This is a genomic window from Treponema sp. TIM-1 (assembly GCF_046533115.1).
In the GTDB taxonomy this organism is placed as follows: domain Bacteria; phylum Spirochaetota; class Spirochaetia; order Treponematales; family Breznakiellaceae; genus JAIRMO01.
Map to the genome: position 1 here is coordinate 1 of NZ_JAJQRC010000002.1, position 24,722 is coordinate 24,722.

Here is a 24,722-nt window from a genome sequence, read left to right on the forward strand (position 1 = left end):
GTGTAGCGTTTTTTTTCTCATGGTATTCTCCTCCCGGATTTTATCTTACCACATTTTTCCCTTTATGAAAACCCTTAACTTGTTGACATTGGATTTTGATTTGGATAATGATATACAGCAATTTTTCTCGGAAATTGAAAAAAAAATAAGCAGCCTAAAGAACTGGTCATTGTCACAATCCGTAGTATTAAGTCTGTTTTCGTTTCTAAAAATCAATATGTATAATGATTTTGAACGCAATGACAAAAAAATAAAAAAACACCCTATCGTAAGAGCGTTGTGTGGTGATACTACTCAACTTGCAGATCCATTAACCATAAATCCATCCGAATATGAACACGACAAGAAGAACCCGGCTGATATATTTCAAGTGCTGGATGCTGATTCAAGCCAACAGGATGCCATAGTAAGCGCCAAGAATGGATTAAGTTTTGTCTTACAAGGGCCGCCCGGAACCGGGAAAAGTCAAACCATAGCTAATATTATTGCTGAATGTTTGGCAAATGGTAGAAAAGTTCTTTTTGTTTCCGAAAAAGTGGCAGCACTTGATGTCGTTTTTAAAAGATTGTCAGACGCCGGAATCGGAGATTTTTGTCTGTCCTTACATAGCCATAAATCAAATAAAAAAGAAATAATTGAACAACTGGGAAATAATCTTGGCTTGGCTTCTGCAAGAAAAAGTGTTCAAAACAATATGACCCAGGTTTATACTAAATTATTTATATACAGAACTCAGCTTAATAATTATACCCGCGAACTTCATGCTAAACGATTAGGGCTTCAAAAATCGGTATATGAAATTTATGGTGAATTAATAAGATTTTCAGACAATAAGGATATAGTATTTTCCATCAGCAATATTGATAAAATAACAAACGCAGAATTTGAGAATATAATTCTTACGCTTGAAGAATATTGTTTAACATTACAAAAAAATACAAGGGAACAATCAGAAAATCCTTGGTATGGCTCCACAATAAAAACCTATACTTATGAATTGGAATATAAAATTAAAGAAAAACTGAACATTTTGTTTTCCTGGTTATCAGAAATTATCCCTCTATGCGATGAAATAAAAAACAATATATCTCTTAATACTAATAATATATCAAATGCACTAAAAATACTTAATGATTGTTCAAATGCCGTTGTAATTCCATATTTATGGATAAATTCAGATGTGTCAAAAGACTTGATTAGGAAAATGGATATTGCAAAAAAATATTATACTTCATTGTCAGCAATAATTGAAGAACTTGATAAGTCATTAAGAATTATTAAAAAATTGCATCCACGGTTTGAAGATATAGATGTACTAAAGATAAAATCATTTTCTGAATTTAACAAATTATTGAATTATTTTAAGTCATTTGTACGAAATGATGAATCCTATGCAATCTGGGAACAGCTTTTTGATTTCAATGAACTATTGCAATCTTTTGATGAATTGCAGACCATGGCAGCCAAATATAACTCTATATTAAATGAAATTCTCGTTAAATATGATAAAGATATAATGAAAATTGACGCAAAACAAATGTTGAAACGGTTTCAGCTTGATTATTCGTCTTTATTACGATTTTTTAATGCTCAATTTCATAAAGATAGAAAATTAATACTTAGCCATTTCAGAGAAATAACCAAAGATACAAAAATGATAAAAAATGATAGTGCCATACATGACTTAAAAATGTTGTGCGAACTAAAGGCTTTGCAGGAATGGTTTAACAGTAATCAGGATAAGCATGAAAGTCTATTTGGAGCCATGTATTCTGGTTTATCCACAAATACATCACAGTTGAATAAAAAAATCGAAAATTTTAAATCAATAATTGTTTCTGCCGGAATTTTCACCAAAGCCTTCTCGTTGTTTTCTAGATTTGATCAGTATAATATCGAATTTTCCGCTTTGTTTTCATTTTATTTTAGTGGGCTTGATACAAACTGGAACGAACTGAAAAGTGCTGTTGCATGGGCAGAACATTTTATTTCTTTAAAAAAAGATAGGCCCATGAGCGAAGATTTTATAAGACGCATTTGTGAAGACACTACAATGCCTGGTATTTGCAAAAGTTACTATTTCCTTCTTCTTAAAAAATCAGAGGATATGCTTGAAATGATGCACTGGTTTTATGGATTATTTGAAAAGGATACTTTTAAAACGTATGATTTAAAAGCACTTTCAATAAAAATAAAAGCTTGCGAGAAAAATATTGGTTCTTTGTATAATTGGATTGATTACAATAATGCTAAAGAAAAATGCAATTCATTGGGGCTTGCATCATTTATTTCAGAAATCGAAAATGAAATATTTTACAAGAATGAGATTATTCCCGTATTTAAAAAATATTTTTTTAAATCATGGATTGATTTTATTATGAAAGAAAACGAAATATTACAAAATTTTCGTGGACAAAATCAGGACAAAATTGTTTCAGAATTTCGTAATTTGGACAAAAATCAAATATTTATTGCTAAACAGCGTATCCGCGAAAAACTTATTGAAAAAATGCCTTATCAAGATATTTTTTCCAGAGGCAGCGGCGAAATAAAGCTTTTACAAAAAGAATTAAACAAAAAACGCCGGATTATGCCTTTAAGGAAACTGTTTCAAAATATCCCTGATCTTTTACTTGCGCTTAAACCCTGCCTAATGATGTCTCCTTTAACTGTTAGTCTGTTTTTGGAATCGAGCCAATTTAATTTTGATACTGTTATATTCGATGAAGCATCACAGGTTTGTACGGAAAATGCCATAGGAGCAATATCAAGAGGCAAACAAGTTATTCTTGCGGGTGACAGCAAACAATTGCCTCCGACTACCTTTTTTACTGCGGTCATTTCAGACCCCGAATACGATGATGAAGACAAAGATGATTATACAGAAGTTGATTCATACGAATCAATACTTGACGAAGCTGTCTCATTTTCATTTCCATCACAAACTCTTAAATGGCATTACAGAAGCAGAAATGAACATTTAATTGCTTTTTCTAATGCAAAAATATATAACAACAAACTAATAACATTTCCTTCAAACATTGATAATGGCAAGGATAATGGAGTTGAATATATTTATATACAAAATGGAATTTATGATAGAGGTGGCAAAAGAGACAATATTGAGGAGGCTAAAAAAGTTGTTGGACTGATATTTGAGCATATCGAAAATTTTCCAAACAGGTCAATGGGAGTTATTACTTTCAGCGTTTCTCAACAAGAGACTATTGAAACCGTATTGCGAAAAGGACGGCTAAACAACCCAAAATTTGAATTTTTTTTCAATGAAGAAAAAGATGAGCCGTTTTTTATTAAAAATATTGAAACCGTACAGGGTGATGAAAGAGATACCATAATATTCAGTATTGGTTATGGTAAAGACCATGCTGGAAAAATGTCAATGTTTTTTGGTCCGTTAAGTTCAACCGGCGGTGAAAGGCGTCTGAACGTAGCAATTACCAGGGCCAAGTATAATATAAAACTAGTTGGATCCATTACGCCGCAGGATATAAAAACAGAAAAAATTACAAGTGAAGGTCCGAAATTGTTAAGGTCCTATATAGATTTTGCAATAAACGGACAAAAGATGTTTCTAAATGAAAATTATGCCAGCAGTGATATTCAAATGGAATCGCCATTTGAGCAATCTATCTGTGATTTTCTTATACGGAATGGCTATAAGGTAAGTACACAGATAGGATGCTCCGGCTATAGAATTGATATGGGTATACATAAGCCAAATGATTATTCCTCATATTGTCTTGGCATTGAATGTGATGGAGAAACTTACCATTCAGCCAGAACTGCAAGAGAAAGGGATCGGTTAAGACAGTCTATTCTTGAAGATATGGGCTGGAAGTTATACCGAATATGGTCTACTGACTGGTTGAGAAATCAAGAAAAAGAAAGAGAAAAACTTATACAAGCGGTAAATTCTGCTTTGTCTTAGGCAATCGAAGGAAAGGGGCGGTGGATTTAAAATGGGAAGACGAAGAAACGATAGCTTTTCGAGTATTGTTCTTATAGTTGCACTCCTTCTTTTTACAATTTGGAAAATTGTTAGTTCGATAATAAATTTCATTGGAATGATAATTAATAGTATCGTAACTGCTATCGCTTCTTTCTTTTTTTTTATTGTAAACAATATTCTTGTGATTGGATTATGCGTATTATTATCATTTTCATTCTATCTTTTGGTTAAACAATTTAAAAAGCGCAAACCAGTAATCAGGCATAAATTCAAGAAACCTCAAAAATTACAATTGCATATATCGAAAAAAATAAATCACCCATTATATGATTTTTTATTAAATATAATTAAAAATTTTGGCAGTAATGTTTTTAGTGATGTACAGCAATGCCGTGGGCTTCTAAAAGATTTTGCAAAGAACGAGTATAACGAAGAAATTAAAATATTCAATGATTTATTGCTTGCTGAAATACCACGCAAGATTATGCATTCTACTGGTAAATGTTATTACAATAATTTTGTGCACCTTATTTTTAAAAAAAATTTTTCCGGAAAAAAACATGCTAAAGATTATGAAGATGAAATTTCTTTACTTGTTGAAATTTTATCAACTCTGAATCTGTTGGATATAAAAATCAGAGACGATTCAGAAAAACCATTGGAGATAGCAAAAAGGTTTTTTAAAAATATATACCAGTTTACCAAATACTATACGCGTATTATGTTCTATTATATAAAAAATAATTACAAGATAATTATTCCGAGTTTCTTAATGGTATTGTTTTCAATATTATTATTTTTCAGCTACACTTATCAATGGAGAGCATTCAATAAAATAAGCTATCCGTCCAAAATAAATTACAAACAAGTGGAGCAGACTGCAATTCAACCAGTTAAGGTATTTGCATATGTCAGTTCTCACGCCCTAAATATGCGGTCAGGGCCATCAATCTCAAATTCAATAATAACACAACTGAAGCAAAATAGTAAAGTTGAAATTATTTCTGTTTCTGAAGGCTGGTCATTAGTAATATTTGATGGGTATAGAGGGTATGTTAATTCTTCGTATCTGGAGAATAATCCGGTGCAAGTTCAAATTAACCAGTCCACAAATCAACAGAACGCACCAGCCCCTGCGCCAAAACTCAATCTTGAAGAAAAAGAGGTAAAGGAAAGAGAATGAATAGACTGTATTTTGTCTTTGCTTTAACTGTTGTATTAGCTGGATGTGTTTCTCTTCATATGACCAGCCTTGATTTAGGCAATGATTATTATCGGGCTGGTAATTATGAAGCTGCAATAATTGAATACCAAAAAGCAATTTATTCAAACCAAAACAACGCTCAAGCATATTATCAGATTGGTCTTGCATATGGGAAATTGGGGGATACTGACCATGCGCTCTTATCTTACGACAAGGCAATACAGTTAGACAGAAATATGGTAAATGCATATATCAATGCTGGTGCAATATATTTAAAGAAAAATGAATTTATTAAAGCAATAGATTACTTTACTGCGGCAATTCAACTCAATCAGTCTGACCCGTTATCGTTTTATAATCGGGGTATTGCTTATTATAAGCAAAGCAAGTATGAATTAGCAATATCTGATTTTGATAGCGCATTAAAAATTATCCCGACCGATGCAGATGCTCTTACTATGCGTGGTAATTCCTATGCTCAAAGAGGGAGCTATAAAGAAGCAATATCTGATTATAAGAAGGCCATCCTGATTGATCCATATAATGATGAAGCAAAAAACAATCTTGCTCTGGTTGAAAAATTGTAAGGCTACCGTATGAAATTAATAGTGGGGGCAGCCCCCTCCCATCCGCAGATAGGTGCGGTCAGAGCCCAATTTTTCCCCGCTACCTTCCGCCTGAAACTCCCGGTTCAGGATGGGATAACCCAGCCGAAAAGCCACTTTGGCAAGGCCTGCCAGAAGCGGGGCATTGAGGTCATCCGGCGAACAGCCCCCAGGCGAAAGGACGGGTGGGGCGGAACCACGGGGTGGACCAGGACCGGCTGGTGAAAGAGTTACGCATGGCTGGTGTCTTCTATTGCATAATCTTTTATCCTATGGTAAAATACAATATGGCATAAATGGTAAATCATAACAGACTTGAAAACCAAAAGCAGATGGGCAGGAGAGATCTGCCCAAATCTTTTGGTTAAGGAGTTCGTTTTAGCGGATTCCGGGAGTTTGTTATGGAAAAGTCTCAATTTCCAGACGATGGTTGTTGTTATGAAGGGTCCAAGAGCCGCCTTGTGGAGCGGAAAAAAAGAACGGCCAGTGCTATGGGGAACCCTGCGGTAAAAAAAGCCGAGCCGGCACCGGCAGTCAGGGAAACGCCGGAAAAGATGATCCGTGAACTTCAGGGCATCTTTTGCAAGGGCCGCTATCGGTCATGGATGTTTACGGCAGGGAGACGCGGTACTGACTGGTAAGTGACGAAAACAGCGCCGCCGAGGCAAGGCCAAAGCGGCGCAGAATTCGCACTATTTTTGCCTGGTTTATCAATAGTTGATAAACCAGGGTGATATGATGGGCGTAAAGCCCATAGCGTTGATTTACCTTAAAGCAGAGGAGTATGCGAATGTTAAAAAATTGGAAGGTGTCTAATTTTAAATCAATCTACTCTATGGAAGCCCCCCTGGAATTTGCTCCTCTCACCATCTTCTGTGGTACCAATTCGAGCGGTAAGAGTTCTGTTTTACAGTCTATCCTGCTTTTGCAACAAACACATTTGCAACAATTACAAAAAAATAGTAAGTATTGGCTGCCTACAATACTTCTTAACGGTGAATTAACCCGATTAGGGAAATTTAGCGAAATAATTTCGGCAGCAAGAAAATCTGATAAAAATAATGATAAAATAGCAATTGCATTTACAATAAATAACTATAAGACTAATTTTTATGATAGTTTTGATATAAATGATGAGCCGAGCGTATCAATTGAAAGTAAAATTGAGTTTAAATTGGATCATGATACGCAAGAACGTTTGCCTATTGTTAATTATATTTCAATTACCGATTTAAACTGTAAAGAGAGTAAGATTATTCTTAATTATCAAGACGAGCATAGACGAATGGGTAACTATGTTGTAGTAAGCGATAATGTCCAATTTATAGATAACATTAATAGTTACGATGATCTATCTGAGAGGGACCTCGGTATTCCATTTTTTCAGGGAGATTTTAACTCTTTCTTGCCAAGAATAAAATTTAAAAAAGAGAATCTTAACGAAAGCTATAATAAAAATATATCTATAATCCATGATTTTTTTTCCAAAAAACTATACTATATTGGTCCCCTAAGAGCTGATCCGAAAAAAAACAGTGACAACATAAGTCTGTTCGGAGACATGGGCGTGGGGTACCAAGGCCAATATACTGCAGATTTTTATTTTACCAATAAAGACAAAGGTGTTATTAATTTAAATCAGGAATATTTGAAAAATAACAATCTTGATATAAAAATGTTCATGGAGGATCTGGATAAATATGGTTCTGCTGCTTTTCGAAAAGGTTTCTCACTTGAAGAATATATTAGTCAATGGCTGGAATATATAGATGTTGCTGATGACATAACCGTAAATGAAGAAGGTAACTTGAAGGTTAAGCAGGGAGAGAGAGAGATGGGCTTAAACAATGTCGGTGTCGGCGTAAGCCAGGTGCTTCCGATAATTGTACAATGCTTTGCGGCAGAACCCGGTTCCACCATTATTATTGAACAGCCGGAACTACATTTACATCCCAAGATGCAAAGCCGGCTCGCTGATTTTTTCCTGGTTATGTCCCTTACAGGCATACAACTTATCATCGAGACCCACAGCGAATATATTATCGATAAATTGCGGCTGCGTATTGTTCAAGCCCCGCTTGATAAACCAATCAACAAAAAAGTCGCCCTCTATTTTGTCGAAAAGCACAACGGGGCTTCTGAATTCAAGAGAATTGAAATCAACGATTTTTCTGTAATGTCCGAATGGCCTGAGGGTTTTTTTGAGGAATCCATGCAGATAGCAAATGATATTTTATCGGCAGCCCGGCAAAAAGAAAAAGATAGTGGCTTGGATAAAGAGGAGAATGAAAATGACTAATATTTTCATTGATGCAAGTGTTCTGGCTTTCCCGCAAGCGGCACCGGAAGAAAAAGATGAATTTAATAATTTAGAAATATTTTTTCGCAACATTAGAAGGCTTAAGGACCTGGCCTCTAATCCCATGATAACAATCACAATAAAAAAGGATTTAAAAGACTGGCTGAAAGACAATGATTATTATCTTGATTATGATAAGAACAGGGAAAGGATAAATAATTTTACTGGTTCCAGAAAAAACTTTACAATCCCACCAAGAGAGATTGCTAAAATTTATGGATTTTTTTTTGAGAAATATCAAGCCTTATGTGTAGATATTCAAAAAGTGGAAGATGCTAAAGATAGATTGCTTTCAAAAGAAGAGTATACTGTATATTTAACAAATATTTCAGAAAGACTCATTGAAGAACATGAAAATCTGGTTCGTTATGTGGCAATGTTGAATAAGGTTTACAACAAAAAGGAAGACCGGCTTGTTTTAGTAGGTACCAGTAAAACGAATCTGTCTGAAGTTAATGAAAAAATCGCAAAGGTGTTGCCCGTCTCTGTTAATATCAGAGGTGTAAAAAAAGCCAGCAATGATTATGAGTATCATAAAAAATATAAAACGCCTGTTGAGGCATATCTTGCTGCAAAAGAAAATTTATCTCAGGATAAGAATATTGTATTTGGGCAGGATATTGATAAATCAACAGATTCTATTATTACTAAAATGGATTATAATTCTGATGATGAAATAGCGGCAGATAGATTATATGCTTATTTGAAATCACTTTCTGAGGTTGCTGAATTTTGTCGAATTAATAACATAGGAATAAAGGATGATAATGAATTTAATAACATTGTAAAATCATTTGGATTGGATTCTGTAAATGATGGTTCAACATATAATGATTGTCCTAGAAGAAAATGGCATTGTAATGATTCTTGTGCTCAGTTTACATTGCATCTTCGTCCAACAACCGAACCAGAATATTCTTTTTCTTTTATATGTGCTAAAACTGTGCGTGTATATTATAAATTAAATGATGCACGACAAATTATTGTTGGCATGATATGTAGACATCCCCCAACTCATGGCAAGGGAGGAGATCATGATAAAAACAAGTGCATGCGAGGCGAGTATTTCAGTATTGGCGATATCATTAATAATAAACGAAGATAGATTATAATCGACAAATGAAAAAAAATTTCATATTATAATAGCATCGTAGAAAAATTGGGAGATTTATATGATATTGCTTAATCATGGCATTGATTTTGAGAAGTCAAAGCAGCTTATGAAAACCATTCCTCACACGACTGCTCAAGGACAAGTTGAATCAAAATGGCGCAATAGTAATAACAGGGAAATAAAAGCACAAAGTTTTTGCTGGTTTGTCTGTTGGGCTTATACCGGAATGAGCAGTCCTGCCGCAAAAGAGAGGGCGCGGGAAATCTTCAACTCTATCTTTAGTGAGATATTTGGTGATTTTTCTCATTTTCTGAAAAAATATCCTTTAGATGGCGCATTTCACACAAGGGCAAGAAGCATTCGAAATAATGAACCTCAAGATGATGATAAATCAGAAGTTGAACTGGGAAAAATTCTAGATCGAGTGGAAATTTTAACTGAGGAGGGTTCCATAATGCAGAATCTTATTGATTTACTTGAATCAAATTTTAACCTCATCCTTACCGGGGCGCCGGGAACTGGGAAAACGTATCTCGCTAAACAAATCGCGATAAAAATGATATTTCCCCCAAAAAATAAATCGGAATTGTCAGAAAAAAAATTATCTCTTGAAGAAAATCTGATATTTTCTGAACACTATAGTTTTGTTCAGTTTCACCCATCTTATGACTATACGGATTTCGTGGAAGGTTTGCGGGCGGAAGAAGCCGATTCGGGTGTAACTTTTAGGCTCTATAATGGAATATTTAAGGAATTTTGCAGAAGAGCCATTGCGAAAAATACTGGACCGGCGAATAATTTTGACGAAATGTATGATAAGTTTATAAATGAGTTTCTTGAAACCCCTGTTCATTTCGAAACATTGGTACAAAAGAAGAAGTTTCGCGTGGAAATAAATAGCAAAAAAAGCTGTGTGGCAATTCCCGAAACAGAATCCGCAACACCCATGTCTGTTACAAAGGAGATGATCCGTAACTATGTGTTAACCGGTGCAATAAAAGATTGGAAACCATACACCACTGCGATTGGTGAATATTTTAAGGAGAAATATCCGATTCATACCACAATGGAAACTCATCAAGAAAATAATCTGCCTTATATATTTGTAATAGATGAAATTAACAGAGGGGAAATTTCAAAAATCTTTGGAGAATTATTTTTTTCTATCGATTCCGGGTATCGCGGGACAGAAGGCAAGGTAATGACCCAATATGCAAATATCCAGGATGATGAAACCATATTTGACCCTGAGTTGGGAAAAGGCTGGTTCTACGTTCCAAAAAACGTCTATATCATCGGTACAATGAACGACATTGACCGAAGCGTTGAAAGTTTCGATTTTGCTATGCGCAGGCGCTTTGTGTGGCAGGAAATCAGGGCAGATGATACGGCCGTTGATATGGGCTTATCACAAGAAAGTATAAACCGTATGAAAAACCTGAACAAAGCAATTGAGAGGATTGAGGGCTTGAACTCATCCTATCATGTTGGCGGCGCTTATTTTAAAAAATTGATTAATTATGGGGGTGATTATACAAAATTATGGGATAATCATATTTATCCACTTATAAAGGAATATTTGCGCGGTTTGCCGGATGAAGAATCAAATATAAAGTTGCTGGAAAGAGCTTATAAGAACGGAACCTCTGTTTCATCAAATATTGCCGACACAAAATTAGAAGACGATGATCTATAACCGTTATGCAAATTATACTTGAAGATAATAACGCGAAAGGCCGGTCGCTTCACCAGCTGTTAGAACAGTCTGTTGATTATTCTCGGGTTGTTTCCGATCTTAAAAGAATAGCCAATAAACCTATCGGCAGATTGGATGTATCAAATCTATTGATATTTCCCCATGACTGGAATGTTAGTAAGGATGAAATACATAATTCGATAATTATTGGTCTGGAAGAAACTGAAAATGACTGCCTAATCTCATCTGGTAACATAATGGGATTTGTCGGTGTAAATGAAGCTGAGGTTTTTATCAAATCACGTTTCGCAAATGATGATGGACACGACTATTTTTTGCATTATATGTTACAAAAAGTCAACAAATTGAATATTGTCAACTTTGATCTTAGGGGCGGTAAAGATACAATATGGGATTTTCTAATCTATATGTTTCCCGATTATTTGAGCAAGGCAATTAAACAAGGTCTTTATAAGGAATATAGACATATAAAACACAATGACACCAATGTCAAGGGGTCTATTGATGTATCCCGTCATATCCGCACTAATATACCTTTTGCGGGAAAAATCGCGTACAATACAAGAGAATATAGTTTCGACAATCCTGTATTGCAGTTGGTTCGGCATACAATTGAATATATCAAAACCCATCCTTATGGCCGTAATGTTCTTGCACGGGATTCAGAGATGATTGAAAACGTATCAAAAATTGTATTTTATACTCCAACTTACAACAAGAATGATCGTCAAAAAATAGTGAATGCCAACCGTCGTTTGGTACGTCACCCGTACTTTACAGAATATAAAAACTTACAAATATTTTGTCTGCGTGTTTTACGTCACGAAAAATTGTCTTTTAGTGGCAAAAAAGACAAAATCCACGGTATCCTGTTCGATGGCGCCTGGCTTTGGGAGGAATATCTGAATACCGTTTTAAAAAAGGACTTTATACATCCTGAAAACAAAACCGGAAAAAATGGGTTTAAGCTTTTCGAAAAAGGACCTCAAAGGATATATCCTGATTTTATCAGTGAACAAGTCCCCAAAATTGTAGCAGATGCAAAGTATATTCCATTAAATAGGCAGGAGTCTTATGCCGAATCCGATGATCGATTGATTAATATTTATTATAAAACCATTACTTATATGTACCGTTTCAATTCAAAGAGAGGCTTGTTATTTTTTCCTTACCCTTTTGAAGGAGAACCGTTTAATAAAGAGTATAAAATAGAAGACAGGGAAGGCACCTTGACAAAAATCGGTTTCAATATTCCAAAAAATATAGACGACTGGGGTGAATTCCAGGAGGCAATGAAAAAATCCGAGTGCAAATTTAAGAATACTATAAAAAAAATTTCAGAATGATTGGGCTGGTAAAAAGCATAAATGATAACCAGGACACAAACATTTTTATACTACATAGCCCCCATTTTCCTGACATTCTCTCTCCATTCGGCGACAAGTTCTTTCGGCTCTTCGGGAATGGCGAATTGTCCGAAAGATAGTACCCAGGCAAGAATATTTGAATATTGGGTACTGGAAAACTCAAGGATCAATCCTTGTTTATTTTCGGTGATAGTTTGATCATCCGCCCATTTTCGTTCTTTTATTATCAGGATTGCCATGCCGGAAAATTGTATCCGGTAATGGCGTATGATATCGCCATGATACATACCGAAAAAAGTTCCACCGGTTCTGGAACAAAAATCAAAATTCAGGGGAAGCTTAAAGCTTTCACCGGTCTTGTGGATATTCCGCATACGCGAAAGAGAAAAAAGCCTGACATCCCGGCGATCTTCCGCCCAGGCAAATATGCACCATCGTCCGTTGTCAAAGATCAGCTGGTAAGGGTATACACGACGTCTTTTGTAGTCAGAATCCTTCGCCCCCCAATAGTCAAATTCCAGTATTTTATTTTCTCGCAAAGAATCAATCACGGTATTCCAGATTTCAACCGGGACAGTTGCTTCCTGCACAGGTGGAAAAACGATTCGTTTATCAATCCAGGTAGTGTTTTTTCCGGTTTTAAGTGGGGCGACGATCCCTTCAAGTAAACGAGTTGCACTCTCAAAAAGCGGTGTGTTTTTACATAGAGTTAATATTGTCTTTACCATACCAAGAGCCATTAAATCGCTTTCCGTGGCAAATCCGCCGGGAAGCCGGTAAGTATTATCGCTGTAGTAAAAGCCGCGATGTAGGGCACTGTATTCAATGGGGGCATCCATCCTGACCCGCATAAACTCAATATCCCGGTGTATTGTTGCAGTTCCCACTTCATAGCGTTTTGCCAAAATAACGGCATTTGGATAACTCCCGGAAGCTATGTCCCGGTCGATTTCATAGATCCGTGGAAGCGCAAAACGGGGCCGTGGCGGCTTCTTCTCCATACGGGAATTATAGTATAATTTAGCTGATTTTGACAATATGGGCGGAAAAGTCCAAAAAAATTACAAATTTCGATAAATTTCAGTTTGGTTTATCATTACTTGATAAACCATCGTGTTATATTATGAATATATCATGGAGGAAAATATGAGGAAAATTATTTTATCCGTCTTCTTGATATCGTTATTTACCAGTTGTGCGACAACACTCAAAATTACAGATCAAATGGTACAGCCTATAATTGACGCACAACTCGCCGAGATTGAGGAATCAATTGAAACTGGCGCGCCCATGGCCATTTGGTGGTGTGACGATGAACGATTCCCCAAAGAACCAGGTGAAAAGGAGCATATAACAACTATTTCATATTGGATTCAAGGATATATTGAGGAGAAATTTGTCCGCTTAAATAAATATGATGTTGTGAGCAGAACACAACTTGATAAAATATTCCGCGAACAGGAATTTCAATATTCAGGTCATGTTGACGAGCAGACCATGGTATCCATCTGTAAAATATTCGGTGCGAAATATATGATAGTACCCAGAATAACACAAATAGAAACCTTCAATATTCAAGTCTTAAACAGCGAGACGGGTAAAATAATTTATACATCTAATACCGCCTTTAAAGAAAATCAAAGGATTGGTAAATAATGGGCGATTCTATAAAATATTCCGTTATTGGGATAATAGTATTTTATATTATTGTTTTTATCGCGGGACACCAAAAAGGAATGAAAGAAAATTATGAGACAGATATGGCCATTGCTGCCGAGTCATACAAGGTGGAGATTAACGAACTACAGAAAAATATAAAGAGTACAAGGGAAAATTACGACAACGAAATTCTTACTTTGCAAAAACGCCAAAGTGTTGAAATTAATACTTTGGAAAGGAAACTGTTTACTGAAATTGTTTCTTTACAAGAAGAACGAAGCGCTGAAATTGATTATTTAGAAATAAAACAGGATACAGAAATTGTTTCTTTACAACAAAGCATTGTCACAAATATTGATAAACTAAAAGAACAAAACAAAGAAGAATTGATACAAATACAAAACGCTTATTACATTCAGGGTCAAAAAGACAGCAGGGATGTCATGCAAAGAGAAATTGATTCAAAAGCACGGAAAAATATGTCAAAAGGCGATTGGAATGCACCGGTATATTCTATAGTAAGGTGAATTATGGACGAAAGAATGAAGAAAGATCCTACTGATTCAAGTCTACCGCAGGTGTGGTTAAAAAAAGAAGAATTGCCCTCTTTTCTCATCGATTATAATGGTATCATTAAAAAAGCAATTATTGAAAGAAATATAAATAATAGTGTAAAAACTATTCTTGGGGGCATGGGAAATATTCTGAAGACCGTGTTTTTTGTAAGTACAATAAATATCCCGATAACTATAGCGATACTATTTTGTATCGTCAATTGTCATAGTTTTTTTCAATCCGGATATGAAGCAGGAATAAAAAACAGTAAAGAAAAGGCAAAAAAGGAAGCAGCCGCTAACTATGAGCCGCAAATTATCGATTTAAAGTCAGAACTAAATATAATTACCGATGAATATAAAAAAACGATTAACCGCATGCAAAACGGTCATTCGGCAAAATTGGATTCCATGCAAGGCAGCCATTTAGCTCAATTGGATTCTATAGAAAATGATTATATAGGTAAAATAAATTTTATGGAGAATAATCACATGGCTAAAATGAATACAATGCAATGTGATTACGAGGCGGAAATCAGTACTATCCAAAGTGCGCATCAGGTGGAACTTAAAAAAACAAAAGAATCTAGTTATAGAAACGGACAAAGGGCTATGAAAAGTCGTATTGACGCTATGTTTAATCTGGAAGTTGAGAACACTGCGGTCCGATTTAAGTAGATAAAAAAGAGAAAAAGCTTGTATTTCTATCTTTTAAATGTATAAAGAAATTGACGTGTACTATGGCATTATGTTACGCTCCCTTCCCACGCCAGGCTGTACCCACATTTTGCAGCCATGGTCTGCTTTGGAAAGCCCTTATACACACAAGGTATCGTCCAGGGCGATGCAAAGTAAGCTTTTTGACGAACAACCAATGGTTCGGAACCTAATGCCGATCTAAAATCTAGTTTTGAAACAGTTTTGGACTGTATGTGACCTGAGTCACATACCTTATGAGAATCACATACCCCGACCGCTTGCGATGGTTTGTCGCAACAACAAAAGCATCATAAACAGCCCGAGCCCGAGCGATATAAGTAAATGGTACGGGAACCAGGGTTCCGCTGGTAGAGACTTGTAAGAATTACGGGTTATCTCCTGCATTATAAACCATCCTTATCTTAGTGCTACAGTGGGTACTACACTAAAATACAAGCATCCATAATCCGTCCATCTGCATTTGCTAATTCCTTATACTATAAGGAATTAAGTTGGGCCTTCCTGGACTTGAACCAGGGACCTACGGATTATGAGTCCGCAGCTCTAACCAACTGAGCTAAAGGCCCTTATAATAGACATATTTATACCCCGGATAAACAAAAAAGTCAATTAAGCCGGATTCAAAACTGAAATTTTGAATCCGGTTTGGGTTACTTGATTAATTCTTAAAATAATAATATTCTCCATTTTTATAGAAGACGTGTATGATAAAGTATATTATCAAAAGACTCATTTTGATGATCCCCGTCTTATTGGGGGTTACTTTTATAGTCTTTTTTATTATGAATCTCACTCCCGGGGATCCGGCGGTATTGATCCTGGGGGAACAGGCTAGCCCCGAGGCCATAGCCCAGGTTCGGGAAGAGTTGGGCCTCAACGATCCCCTCCTGGTACGGTACTTTACCTATATCAAGAATATGTGCCGGGGAGACCTGGGGATTTCCTATCGGAATAAACTCAGCGTTTGGGACCAGGTTTTGGATAAATTCCCTAATACCTGTATCTTGGCCTTTGCGGGTATCATCGTTGCCCTCATCATAGGGATTCCCGTGGGCATATTGTCGGCAAAAAAACAGTATACCGCCCTGGATAATATTACCGTGGTCCTGTCCTTGGTGGGGGTTTCCATGCCGAATTTCTGGCTGGGCCTGCTGCTTTCCCTGCTTTTTGCCCTTAAACTGGGCTGGCTCCCCTCCCAAGGCATGGGATCCGGTTTTCTTCCCCTGCTCAGGAGCGTCATTCTCCCCGCCATAACCCTGGGAACCGGGGTGGCTGCCACGGTGGTCCGGATGACCCGGTCTTCTATGCTGGAAGTCATCCGCCAGGACTACATCGTTACCGCCCGTTCCAAGGGGATCACCGAAAAGGAAGTAACCCGTAAGCATATGTTCAAAAACGCCCTTATCCCCATCATCACCGCGGTGGGCCTGGAGTTCGGTATCCTTCTCGGGGGGGCCATGTTGACCGAGACCGTGTTTTCCTGGCCCGGATTGGGGAGGCTCATGGTGGATGCCATTACCCGCAAGGATATTCCCATGGTCCTCGGTTCGGTCATTTTTATGGCCGTCATGTTCTCCCTGGTGAACCTCGCGGTTGATATAATCTATGCCTTTGTGGATCCCCGGATTAAATCCCAGTACAAGAATTCGGAAATAAGGAAAGCGGCATGAAACAAACCAAACAGCGTTCCCTCTGGGGCGAAGTGTGGCGCAGACTCAAAAAAAACAAATTGGCCTTGGTTGGTTTAGGCTTTCTTGTCCTCCTATTTACCGTGGCGATAACTACCATCATCATTGATGGGGTGACCCATGGGGGAATTTACAATACCTATGTAATTAAGCAGAACCTCCGCATGAGGCTCCAAGCGCCCAGCCTTCAGCAGCCCTTCGGCCTTGATGAATTCGGCAGATCCATCCTGTACCGTATGCTTTGGGCTATACGGTACAGCCTCTTTATGGGAACCGCCGCCATCATCATGTCCACCATAGCGGGGGGCGTTCTGGGCGCCCTGGCAGGTTATTACGGAAAGATGGCGGATAATTCCATCATGCGTTTTATGGATATCCTCTTAGCCATCCCGTCCATGCTCCTCGCCACCGCCATTGTGGCGGCCCTGGGGACAAGCCTGGTTAATGTGCTTATCGCTATCGCCATATCCTATATCCCCACCTTTGCCCGCACGGTCAGGGCTTCGGTGCTTACCGTAAAAGAACAGGAATACATTGAGGCGGCCCGGGCCCTGGGAGCGGGGGATTTCCGCATCATCTTTAAATATATCATCCCCAATTCCATGGCGCCCTTGATCGTTCAGGCTACCCTGGGAGTGGCGGGGGCGATCCTTTCCATAGCGGGCCTTTCCTTCCTGGGGCTGGGCATACAACCCCCCACCCCTGAATGGGGCTCCATGCTTTCCGGGGCCCGTTCCTATATTCGGGAAGGTTGGCATATCACGGTCATTCCCGGACTGGGCATCATGCTTACCATCCTTGCCCTTAACGTGTTGGGGGACGGGCTGCGGGATGCCTTGGACCCCCGGCTTAAAACCTGAGAGGCGGTTGAACCATGGCAGAACGGGAATTGCTTCGGGTAGAGGATTTAACCATCCGGTATGTAACCGATGACGGTATTGTGGAAGCCCTGAACGGGGTGAGTTTATCCCTTAAGGAACAGCATACCCTGGGTTTGGTGGGTGAAACTGGCGCCGGAAAAACCACCCTGGCTAAGGGTATCATGGGACTCATCCCGGACCCCCCGGGGGAAGTCCTCAAGGGTAAGGTGATTTTTGATGGACAGGACCTGCTTAAGGTGGGGGAAGGGAAGATGCGGACCATCCGGGGAAATCAAATATCTATGATTTTTCAGGATCCCATGACCAGCCTGAATCCGGTGATGACCGTAGGGGATCAGATCATGGAGGTTATCAAAACCCACAATAAAAAACTGAGTTCCCGGGGGGCCGTGGCGGCGGTGCGGGATATGCTGGAAACCGTGGGCATTTCCGCGGACCGGATAGAAGAATATCCCCATCAATTTTCCGGGGGTATGAAACAGCGGGTCATTATCGCCATCGCCTTGGCCTGTAATCCCCAATTGCTCATCGCTGATGAACCCACCACCGCCCTGGATGTAACCATCCAGGCTCAAGTGCTGGAAATGATCCGGGACATAAAAGACAGGCTCCATACCTCCATGTTGCTGATCTCCCATGATTTGGGAGTGGTAGCCCAAAACTGCGATCATGTGGCGATTATCTATGCCGGTGAGATTATGGAATACGGAAGCCTTCGGGATATATTTAAAATCCCCCGGCACCCCTACACCATAGGGCTTTTGGATTCCATTCCCAGCCTCGCGAAGGAGGTGTACCGGCTTAAACCCATTAAGGGACTCATGCCGGATCCTACGGATCTTCCCCGGGGCTGTAAATTCCATACCCGGTGCAACCATGTGATCCCTCCCTGTACCGAAGCGGTTCCCGGGCTTATCAACCTGGGGGATACCCCGGAAACAGAACATCTGGTCCGCTGTATCCGCGCCCAGGGAGAACCGTAATGGAAAAAAAAGAACTCCTCCGGGTGGAACACCTGAAAAAATACTTTCATACCCCCGCGGGGTCCCTGCATGCGGTGGATGATGTTACCTTTACGGTAAAAACCGGAGAAACCCTGGGGGTGGTGGGGGAATCGGGATGCGGTAAAAGCACCCTGGGCCGGGTCATACTGCGGCTCCATGAACCCACCGCGGGCAGGGTGTTTTTTGAGGGGTACAACATCCTTCAGTATAATAAGGAACAGATAAAACGCCTGCGCCGGAACATGCAGATCATCTTCCAGGATCCCTTTGCCTCTTTGAATCCCCGGATGACCGTGAGTGAAACCATCAGTGAAGCCCTGGTAATCCAAAAACTCTATTCCCCCCGGGATAAGGCGGGGCTGCGAAAACGTTCCCTGGAACTGATGGAGATGGTGGGCTTAGCCGAGCGCTTGATCAATACCTATCCCCATGAACTGGATGGCGGGCGGCGGCAGCGTATCGGCATAGCCCGGGTACTGGCCCTGAATCCTAAACTTATCGTATGTGACGAACCGGTCAGTGCCTTGGATGTGTCCATCCAGGCCCAGATCCTCAACCTTATGCAGGATATTCAGGATGAACTGGGATTTACCTATCTGTTTATCACCCACGACCTTTCGGTGGTAAAACACCTCTCCGATGATATTCTGGTTATGTACCTGGGACAGATGGTGGAAAAGGCCCCTACGGCCAGGCTTTTTAAAAATCCCCTCCATCCCTACACCAGGGCCCTGCTTTCGGCGATCCCCGTACCGGACCCGGACTTCGACATAAACCGTACCATCCTCAAGGGGGAACTGACCTCCCCCATAGAGCCTGCCCCGGGCTGTCGTTTTGCCAAACGGTGCCCCCAGGCGCGGGAAAGCTGTTTGGGGACGGATATTCCCTTTAGAGAAATAGAGGACAATCATTTTGTCGCCTGCGGGGAGATTTGAGGAGCTGGGTTTAACCGGTCTTGAGAAAAAAGCGGTCATTACGCCGTTTTCAAAACTGAAATTTTGAAACGGCATTAAATTTTATTTAGGAGTCAAATGATGAAGAAAATCGCAGGTGTCCTTTTGTTGGCAGGCTTGGTCCTGGTATGTATCGGTTGCGGCGGCGGTAGTTCCGGTGGTGCCGCTAGTTCCACGGTGGAGGGAAGTGAATATAAAGATACCATTACCTGGGGTCAGGGGGCGGATGTTACCTCCTTTGATCCTCATGTGGGCAGGCAGACCCCGGCGGTCCAGGTAACTAACCATATATTCGACACCCTGGTTCAATTTGACGGGACAAGTTCCGAAGTTATACCTCAGATCGCCGAATCCTGGGAACAGCTCTCCCCTACTTCGTACCGCTTCCACATACGGCAGGGCATTAAATTCCACGATGGAACCGATCTGACCGCGGAGGATGTCAAATACTCCCTGGACCGGGCGGTTGCGAGTTCTATGATCTCCTATCTGATGGACTTTATTTCCGAGACTATCATTGAGGATCCCTATACGGTGGTGGTTAATACCCATTTCCCCTATGCCCCCACCCTGAGGAACCTCTCGGTTCCCTTTGCCGCCATACTTCCCAAGGCCTATACCGAAACCGATCCGGATAGTCAAGCGAAAAAACCTGTAGGTTCAGGGCCCTATAAGTTCGTTTCCTGGACCCAGAGCGATTCGGCGGTTCTCGAAGCCTTTGCGGATTATTATGCCGACCCCCCAAAAACTAAAAATCTGGTTATGAAGGTTATTCCCGAAGCATCCCAGCGAACCATTGCCCTGGAGACCGGAGAAATTGATCTGGCCTATGACCTTCCCTCTAATGACCACAAGCTCATCACGGGAAATGAAAAGCTCTCCCTTTTTTTAGCGCCGCCCCTGAGCCTCTTCTATCTTTCCATGCATATGGAAAAAGCGCCCTTTGAAAACAAACTGGTGCGTCAGGCCATAAGCCACGCCATCGATCGGCAGCTCATTATTGATACCGTCGTAAGCGGCGCCGCTCAGGCTGCGGATGCCATTATCGCCCCCGGGGTATACGGCTATTACAGTGCCGGAGTTGACCAGTACGATCCGGAACTCTCCAAACAACTCCTTGCCCAGGCAGGTTACCCCAACGGTTTTACTACCAACCTCTGGGTAAACAACAACCAGGAACGGGTTGAGGTAAGCACCGCCATTGTGGATATGCTCAGGGAAGTGGGGATTACCGCCAAACTCGAAGTGATGGAAGCCGGGGCTTTCTGGGACAAAACCGACAACGGTGAACATGAAATGGCCTTTTTCGGTTGGATAACCTCCACCAAAGATGCCGACTATACCTACTATTCCCTGGGCCATTCCTCCAAATTCGGGCCCGGTGGCAATACCTCCTACATCAGCGAGCCCCAGGTTGACGCCTTGATTGAAAAGGGCCGGAACAGTACCGAGCCGGCAACCAGGGAACAGGCCTATAAGGATCTGGCGATCCTTTTGGCGGACCTGACTCCCTATATCTCCATCATGTATTCCCCCATCAGCGTGGGGGGTAACAAGCTGGTTGAGAACTTCGAGCCCGATCCGATTGGGTATCACCGGCTCGAAAATGTCCAGGTTAGGAAATAAAATTCGTATGGATAAACAGGAAACATTGTCCATGATCGGGGCCCTTTCCGATGCTCCGGGGGTCTCCGGTTTCGAGGATGAGGTGGTGGCGCTTTTAAAACGCTACGGTAATGGGTTGGGTAGTTTTACGGAGGATGCTATGCGTAACCTCTATGTAAAACGCCCCGGCCTGAGTGAAGGACTCCCGGTGTTACAGCTCGATGCCCACAGCGATGAGGTGGGGTTTATGGTCAAGGCCATCCGTCCCAACGGGACCCTGGATTTTATCCCCCTGGGGGGCTGGGTCCCCGCGACGGCTCCTGCCCATCGGGTGTTGGTCCGTAACGACGAAGGCCGGTGGATTCCCGGTCTCATTGCCAGTAAGCCCCCCCATTTTCTCAGTGAAGCGGAACGGAAGGAAGCTCCGAATCTGAGCGACATGGTGATTGATGTGGGAGCCTCCGATGACCGGGAGATTCGGGAGGATTTTCGTATACCCATTGCCGCTCCGGTGGTTCCCGATGTTACGTTTGAATACCTTGCCGACCATGATCTTATGATCGGCAAGGGTTTTGACAACCGTATGGGCTGTGCGGCTATCATTGCCACCCTCAGGGAATTGGCGGCGGAGGAGCTGGGGGTAACTATCATCGGGGCCTTTGCATCCCAGGAGGAGGTGGGACTCCGGGGGGCCACGGTTACCGCCCAAAGGGTTAAACCGGATATTGCCATTGTTTTTGAAGGCTGCCCTGCGGACGATACGGTGATGGAACCCTATGCGGTCCAAACCGCCATAAAGAAGGGGCCCATGCTCCGGCATATCGATGCCAGGATGATCACCAATCCCCGGTTTCAACGGTTTACCCTGGATACTGCCCGGTCCCAGGGTATCCCCGTCCAGGAGGCGGTACGTACCGGGGGCTCTACCAACGGTGGAGCCATCCATCTGAGTGGTCAGGCGGTACCGGTCATAGTAATCGGTATTCCGGTTCGGTATATTCATACCCATTACGGCATCGGCGCCTATTCGGATTTTGCGTATTCGGTACAATTAGCCTGTGCCATCATCCGTGCCCTGAATAAAAGACTTATCGAGGGATTTTAACCCATGACCATCGGGGGTATGTTTTGTCTTGAAAAACACCAGCCCCCAAACGCTTCCGGGGGGCTGGTGGACAAGTTGGGCGGGGAGGACCGACGGTTTTGTATGTCGGGTCGTTGTGCCATTTATTATTGCCTCCGGGATCTCATGGAGAGGGATACCAAACGGGTGGCCTACCTCCCCGCCTATACCTGCGAAACCGTTGTAGCCCCTTATAAAAAAGCCGGATACACCCTGTTGTTTTACGATGTCTCCCCCAAAAACCTGGTTCCCCGGTTTAACCGGGAGCTTATTCCCCGGATTTCTGTGCTGGCCCTGTGCGGTTATTATGGTTTTTCATTCTATGACCGGGAATTTATCGCCCTCTGTGTTGATGCCGGGGTGGCCGTCATCCAGGATATTACCCACAGCGTGTTTTCTGTCGACGGCATTGAACCCCTGGCGGATTATAATGCGGGCAGCCTGAGGAAATGGATGGGCATACCCTCCGGGGGCATCGCGGTAAAACGAAAGGGAAAGTTCAGCCTTCCCCTGCTGCCCCCGGAAGAAGCGCATATTCAGGGCCGGCTGGACTGTTTTACCGAGCAGGAACGGGTAACAAACCGGGAACCGGGCGCTTCGGAAGAAGGGGTGGATGCGATCTTTTGGGAAACCGAATTACGGCTCCGCCGTATGTTTGATGTGTATGAAAGCGACCCCTTCTCCGCGGAACTGATAAGCCGTTATCCCTGGGAGGATCTTTTTCGGAAGCGCCGGGACAACTACCGGTATGTTCTATCCCAGGCTCCCTTTGGTTCCGGGGTGGTTCCGGTGTTCCCCGAGTTGGGAGAAGGGGTTTGTCCCAGCCATCTTTCCCTCTACTCCCCAGACCGGGACGCCGCCCAAAAAAAACTTGAAAGTCTGGGGGTTAAATCCACCTTTTATTGGCCCTTCCATGGGGAGTGTTCCCTTTCGGATTTTCCCGGCGCATCCTATGTATACGATCATATTTATTCGCTTCCCGTGGATCAGCGTTATTCCCGGGAAGCCATGGCCTTTCTCTGTGGCGCCCTCAGGGAATTGGCCAATTCCGCTTAGGCCCCCGTTTGCCGATTCTTACCAAAGCCCCGCCTTTGCAAGTTCCCGACGGAGGTTTTCTATGGTTGTAATACCGAAAGACGGTCCCGATCATGATCCTGAGCTTATTTTCCGATTTTTGTTCCCGATACTTTGGCGTAATACCGGGCCAGGGCACTGTGATCATCCTGGCCAAAACCGTCGGCATGGAGGGTCTCCATCATTTCCCGTATCAGGGCGGTGAGGGGCAGGGGTGAACCTACCCCATGGGCGGTATCCAGGGCATTGGCCAAATCTTTGATATGAAGATCGATTCTGAAACCCGGTTTGAAATTGCTTTCAATCATCATGGGGGCCTTGGCGTTCAGAACGGTGGAACCCGCCAGCCCACCTCTGATGGCCTCAAAAACCAGTTGAGGGTCCACGCCGGCTTTTTTCACCAGGGTAAAAGCTTCGGCCACGGCGGCAATGTTGAGGCCCACCACAATCTGGTTTGCCAGCTTGGTGGTATTCCCCGCACCGATGGCCCCGCAGTATACCGCGGTAGAACCCATGGCGAGGAGAACGGGTTTTACCTCCTCAAAGACCTTCAGGTCGCCGCCCGCCATAATGGCCAGGGTTCCGTCTATGGCCTTGGGTTCACCCCCGGAAACCGGCGCGTCGATCATCTTGACCCCCTTGGCGGCGCAGGCTTTTTCTAGTTCCTGGCTTGCCAGCGGGGCAATGGAACTCATGTCGATAAGGATAGTCCCCGGTTTTGCCCCTTCAAGAATTCCCTTTTCGCCCAATACCGCGGTTTTTACATGGGGGGAATTGGGAAGCATGGTAATCACCAGCGGAACCTGTGCAGCGGCCTCCGCCGCCGAAACCGCCGCCTTTGCCCCGGCGGTAGTCACATTGTCGAGATTCTCTTGATGGTGATCAAAAACAACCAGTTCATGCCCCGCCTTAATCAAATTTTTAGCCATGGGTTTCCCCATGATTCCCAATCCGATAAATCCGATTTTCATAATACTGCTCCTCATGTTATTTTATGGACATATTCCGCTTTTATATTTTATCATTTACAACTATTTCATGTTATAGACGCGGGGTCAAAAACAGCCAAATCATTGTACAAGGTGTATGGCTGGACGCCCTGATAGCCCAAAAGGGACTGAAAAG

20 protein-coding genes, 1 tRNA gene and 1 pseudogene are annotated in these 24,722 nt (G+C 41.8%); 19 read left to right on the plus strand and 3 right to left on the minus strand.

The genetic code is table 11. From position 1 onward, the window contains the following. Positions 1 to 64: 64 nt before the first annotated feature. The 9 genes and pseudogenes from LQZ21_RS01495 to LQZ21_RS01535 all read left to right on the plus strand — a co-directional run bounded on the left by LQZ21_RS01495 (position 65) and on the right by LQZ21_RS01535 (position 12,315). Positions 65 to 3,949, plus strand: coding sequence for an AAA domain-containing protein (locus tag LQZ21_RS01495; protein ID WP_411042371.1), 3,885 nt, complete (start codon positions 65 to 67; stop codon positions 3,947 to 3,949). Between the two features lie 31 nt (positions 3,950 to 3,980). Continuing rightward, positions 3,981 to 5,153 (plus strand): SH3 domain-containing protein, encoded by a 1,173-nt coding sequence (locus tag LQZ21_RS01500; RefSeq protein WP_411042372.1) that lies wholly within the window; start codon positions 3,981 to 3,983, stop codon positions 5,151 to 5,153. Continuing rightward, complete coding sequence (locus LQZ21_RS01505) at positions 5,150 to 5,761, plus strand: tetratricopeptide repeat protein (protein WP_411042373.1); 612 nt, start codon at positions 5,150 to 5,152, stop codon at positions 5,759 to 5,761. The genes LQZ21_RS01500 and LQZ21_RS01505 overlap by 4 nt, the downstream gene beginning before the upstream one ends. 120 nt (positions 5,762 to 5,881) lie before the next feature. Continuing rightward, positions 5,882 to 6,027: pseudogene (locus LQZ21_RS01510) on the plus strand (ISNCY-like element ISTde1 family transposase); the annotation flags it as partial. 153 nt (positions 6,028 to 6,180) lie between these two features. Further along, a complete protein-coding gene (locus LQZ21_RS01515) occupies positions 6,181 to 6,420 on the plus strand; it encodes a hypothetical protein (RefSeq protein ID WP_411042374.1) in 240 nt (79 codons plus the stop codon). 149 nt (positions 6,421 to 6,569) lie between these two features. Beyond that, positions 6,570 to 8,078 (plus strand): DUF3696 domain-containing protein, encoded by a 1,509-nt coding sequence (locus LQZ21_RS01520; RefSeq protein ID WP_411042375.1) that lies wholly within the window; start codon positions 6,570 to 6,572, stop codon positions 8,076 to 8,078. Then, positions 8,071 to 9,243: a hypothetical protein gene (locus tag LQZ21_RS01525; protein WP_411042376.1), complete on the plus strand. Its 1,173-nt coding sequence runs from the start codon at positions 8,071 to 8,073 to the stop codon at positions 9,241 to 9,243. Before LQZ21_RS01520 ends, LQZ21_RS01525 begins: the two co-directional genes overlap by 8 nt. A 67-nt stretch (positions 9,244 to 9,310) precedes the next feature. Then, positions 9,311 to 10,948 (plus strand): McrB family protein, encoded by a 1,638-nt coding sequence (locus tag LQZ21_RS01530; protein WP_411042377.1) that lies wholly within the window; start codon positions 9,311 to 9,313, stop codon positions 10,946 to 10,948. A gap of 5 nt (positions 10,949 to 10,953) precedes the next feature. Next, positions 10,954 to 12,315 (plus strand): McrC family protein, encoded by a 1,362-nt coding sequence (locus LQZ21_RS01535; RefSeq protein ID WP_411042378.1) that lies wholly within the window; start codon positions 10,954 to 10,956, stop codon positions 12,313 to 12,315. 50 nt (positions 12,316 to 12,365) lie between these two features. Here the strand turns inward: LQZ21_RS01535 and LQZ21_RS01540 are convergent, their stop codons facing one another. Beyond that, on the minus strand, positions 12,366 to 13,337 hold the full coding sequence (locus LQZ21_RS01540) for a helix-turn-helix transcriptional regulator (RefSeq protein WP_411042379.1): 972 nt from the start codon (positions 13,335 to 13,337) through the stop codon (positions 12,366 to 12,368). A 145-nt stretch (positions 13,338 to 13,482) separates the two neighbouring features. Between LQZ21_RS01540 and LQZ21_RS01545 the strand changes: the two genes are divergently transcribed. From LQZ21_RS01545 to LQZ21_RS01555, 3 genes are read left to right on the plus strand one after another with little or no spacing between them, the layout of a single operon-like run. Beyond that, positions 13,483 to 13,992 (plus strand): CsgG/HfaB family protein, encoded by a 510-nt coding sequence (locus LQZ21_RS01545; RefSeq protein ID WP_411042380.1) that lies wholly within the window; start codon positions 13,483 to 13,485, stop codon positions 13,990 to 13,992. Further along, positions 13,992 to 14,522 carry a hypothetical protein gene (locus LQZ21_RS01550; RefSeq protein WP_411042381.1) on the plus strand — a complete coding sequence of 177 codons (531 nt, stop codon included), beginning with the start codon at positions 13,992 to 13,994 and terminating at the stop codon, positions 14,520 to 14,522. Before LQZ21_RS01545 ends, LQZ21_RS01550 begins: the two co-directional genes overlap by 1 nt. Positions 14,523 to 14,525: 3 nt before the next feature. Then, positions 14,526 to 15,227 carry a hypothetical protein gene (locus LQZ21_RS01555; RefSeq protein ID WP_411042382.1) on the plus strand — a complete coding sequence of 234 codons (702 nt, stop codon included), beginning with the start codon at positions 14,526 to 14,528 and terminating at the stop codon, positions 15,225 to 15,227. Between the two features lie 534 nt (positions 15,228 to 15,761). On the opposite strand, the gene LQZ21_RS01560 is transcribed toward LQZ21_RS01555, so the two are convergent. Further along, positions 15,762 to 15,835: transfer RNA gene (locus tag LQZ21_RS01560), tRNA-Ile, on the minus strand. Between the two features lie 138 nt (positions 15,836 to 15,973). Between LQZ21_RS01560 and LQZ21_RS01565 the strand changes: the two genes are divergently transcribed. The 7 genes from LQZ21_RS01565 to LQZ21_RS01595 all read left to right on the plus strand — a co-directional run bounded on the left by LQZ21_RS01565 (position 15,974) and on the right by LQZ21_RS01595 (position 23,579). After that, complete coding sequence (locus LQZ21_RS01565; protein ID WP_411042383.1) at positions 15,974 to 16,939, plus strand: ABC transporter permease; 966 nt, start codon at positions 15,974 to 15,976, stop codon at positions 16,937 to 16,939. Further along, a complete protein-coding gene (locus LQZ21_RS01570) occupies positions 16,936 to 17,817 on the plus strand; it encodes an ABC transporter permease (protein ID WP_411042384.1) in 882 nt (293 codons plus the stop codon). The genes LQZ21_RS01565 and LQZ21_RS01570 overlap by 4 nt, the downstream gene beginning before the upstream one ends. A gap of 14 nt (positions 17,818 to 17,831) precedes the next feature. Next, a complete protein-coding gene (locus LQZ21_RS01575; RefSeq protein WP_411042385.1) occupies positions 17,832 to 18,821 on the plus strand; it encodes an ABC transporter ATP-binding protein in 990 nt (329 codons plus the stop codon). Then, positions 18,821 to 19,777: an ABC transporter ATP-binding protein gene (locus tag LQZ21_RS01580; protein WP_411042386.1), complete on the plus strand. Its 957-nt coding sequence runs from the start codon at positions 18,821 to 18,823 to the stop codon at positions 19,775 to 19,777. The genes LQZ21_RS01575 and LQZ21_RS01580 overlap by 1 nt, the downstream gene beginning before the upstream one ends. A gap of 96 nt (positions 19,778 to 19,873) precedes the next feature. Beyond that, positions 19,874 to 21,421: an ABC transporter substrate-binding protein gene (locus LQZ21_RS01585; protein ID WP_411042387.1), complete on the plus strand. Its 1,548-nt coding sequence runs from the start codon at positions 19,874 to 19,876 to the stop codon at positions 21,419 to 21,421. A 7-nt stretch (positions 21,422 to 21,428) separates the two neighbouring features. Further along, positions 21,429 to 22,505, plus strand: coding sequence for a M42 family metallopeptidase (locus LQZ21_RS01590; RefSeq protein WP_411042388.1), 1,077 nt, complete (start codon positions 21,429 to 21,431; stop codon positions 22,503 to 22,505). Positions 22,506 to 22,508: 3 nt separating this feature from the next. Beyond that, entirely contained in the window at positions 22,509 to 23,579 is a 1,071-nt protein-coding gene (locus LQZ21_RS01595; protein ID WP_411042389.1) for an aspartate aminotransferase family protein, read from the plus strand. Positions 23,580 to 23,683: 104 nt separating this feature from the next. Here the strand turns inward: LQZ21_RS01595 and garR are convergent, their stop codons facing one another. Beyond that, on the minus strand, positions 23,684 to 24,568 hold the full coding sequence (gene garR / locus LQZ21_RS01600) for a 2-hydroxy-3-oxopropionate reductase (RefSeq protein WP_411042390.1): 885 nt from the start codon (positions 24,566 to 24,568) through the stop codon (positions 23,684 to 23,686). Between the last annotated feature and the right edge of the window lie 154 nt (positions 24,569 to 24,722).

Coding starts and splice junctions, on each gene's coding strand:
- LQZ21_RS01495 (WP_411042371.1), top strand. CDS start 65: ATGAAAACCCTTAACTTGTTGACATTGGATTTTGATTTGGATAATGAT.
- LQZ21_RS01500 (WP_411042372.1), top strand. CDS start 3,981: ATGGGAAGACGAAGAAACGATAGCTTTTCGAGTATTGTTCTTATAGTT.
- LQZ21_RS01505 (WP_411042373.1), top strand. CDS start 5,150: ATGAATAGACTGTATTTTGTCTTTGCTTTAACTGTTGTATTAGCTGGA.
- LQZ21_RS01515 (WP_411042374.1), top strand. CDS start 6,181: ATGGAAAAGTCTCAATTTCCAGACGATGGTTGTTGTTATGAAGGGTCC.
- LQZ21_RS01520 (WP_411042375.1), top strand. CDS start 6,570: ATGTTAAAAAATTGGAAGGTGTCTAATTTTAAATCAATCTACTCTATG.
- LQZ21_RS01525 (WP_411042376.1), top strand. CDS start 8,071: ATGACTAATATTTTCATTGATGCAAGTGTTCTGGCTTTCCCGCAAGCG.
- LQZ21_RS01530 (WP_411042377.1), top strand. CDS start 9,311: ATGATATTGCTTAATCATGGCATTGATTTTGAGAAGTCAAAGCAGCTT.
- LQZ21_RS01535 (WP_411042378.1), top strand. CDS start 10,954: ATGCAAATTATACTTGAAGATAATAACGCGAAAGGCCGGTCGCTTCAC.
- LQZ21_RS01540 (WP_411042379.1), bottom strand. CDS start 13,337: ATGGAGAAGAAGCCGCCACGGCCCCGTTTTGCGCTTCCACGGATCTAT.
- LQZ21_RS01545 (WP_411042380.1), top strand. CDS start 13,483: ATGAGGAAAATTATTTTATCCGTCTTCTTGATATCGTTATTTACCAGT.
- LQZ21_RS01550 (WP_411042381.1), top strand. CDS start 13,992: ATGGGCGATTCTATAAAATATTCCGTTATTGGGATAATAGTATTTTAT.
- LQZ21_RS01555 (WP_411042382.1), top strand. CDS start 14,526: ATGGACGAAAGAATGAAGAAAGATCCTACTGATTCAAGTCTACCGCAG.
- LQZ21_RS01565 (WP_411042383.1), top strand. CDS start 15,974: ATGATAAAGTATATTATCAAAAGACTCATTTTGATGATCCCCGTCTTA.
- LQZ21_RS01570 (WP_411042384.1), top strand. CDS start 16,936: ATGAAACAAACCAAACAGCGTTCCCTCTGGGGCGAAGTGTGGCGCAGA.
- LQZ21_RS01575 (WP_411042385.1), top strand. CDS start 17,832: ATGGCAGAACGGGAATTGCTTCGGGTAGAGGATTTAACCATCCGGTAT.
- LQZ21_RS01580 (WP_411042386.1), top strand. CDS start 18,821: ATGGAAAAAAAAGAACTCCTCCGGGTGGAACACCTGAAAAAATACTTT.
- LQZ21_RS01585 (WP_411042387.1), top strand. CDS start 19,874: ATGATGAAGAAAATCGCAGGTGTCCTTTTGTTGGCAGGCTTGGTCCTG.
- LQZ21_RS01590 (WP_411042388.1), top strand. CDS start 21,429: ATGGATAAACAGGAAACATTGTCCATGATCGGGGCCCTTTCCGATGCT.
- LQZ21_RS01595 (WP_411042389.1), top strand. CDS start 22,509: ATGACCATCGGGGGTATGTTTTGTCTTGAAAAACACCAGCCCCCAAAC.
- garR (WP_411042390.1), bottom strand. CDS start 24,568: ATGAAAATCGGATTTATCGGATTGGGAATCATGGGGAAACCCATGGCT.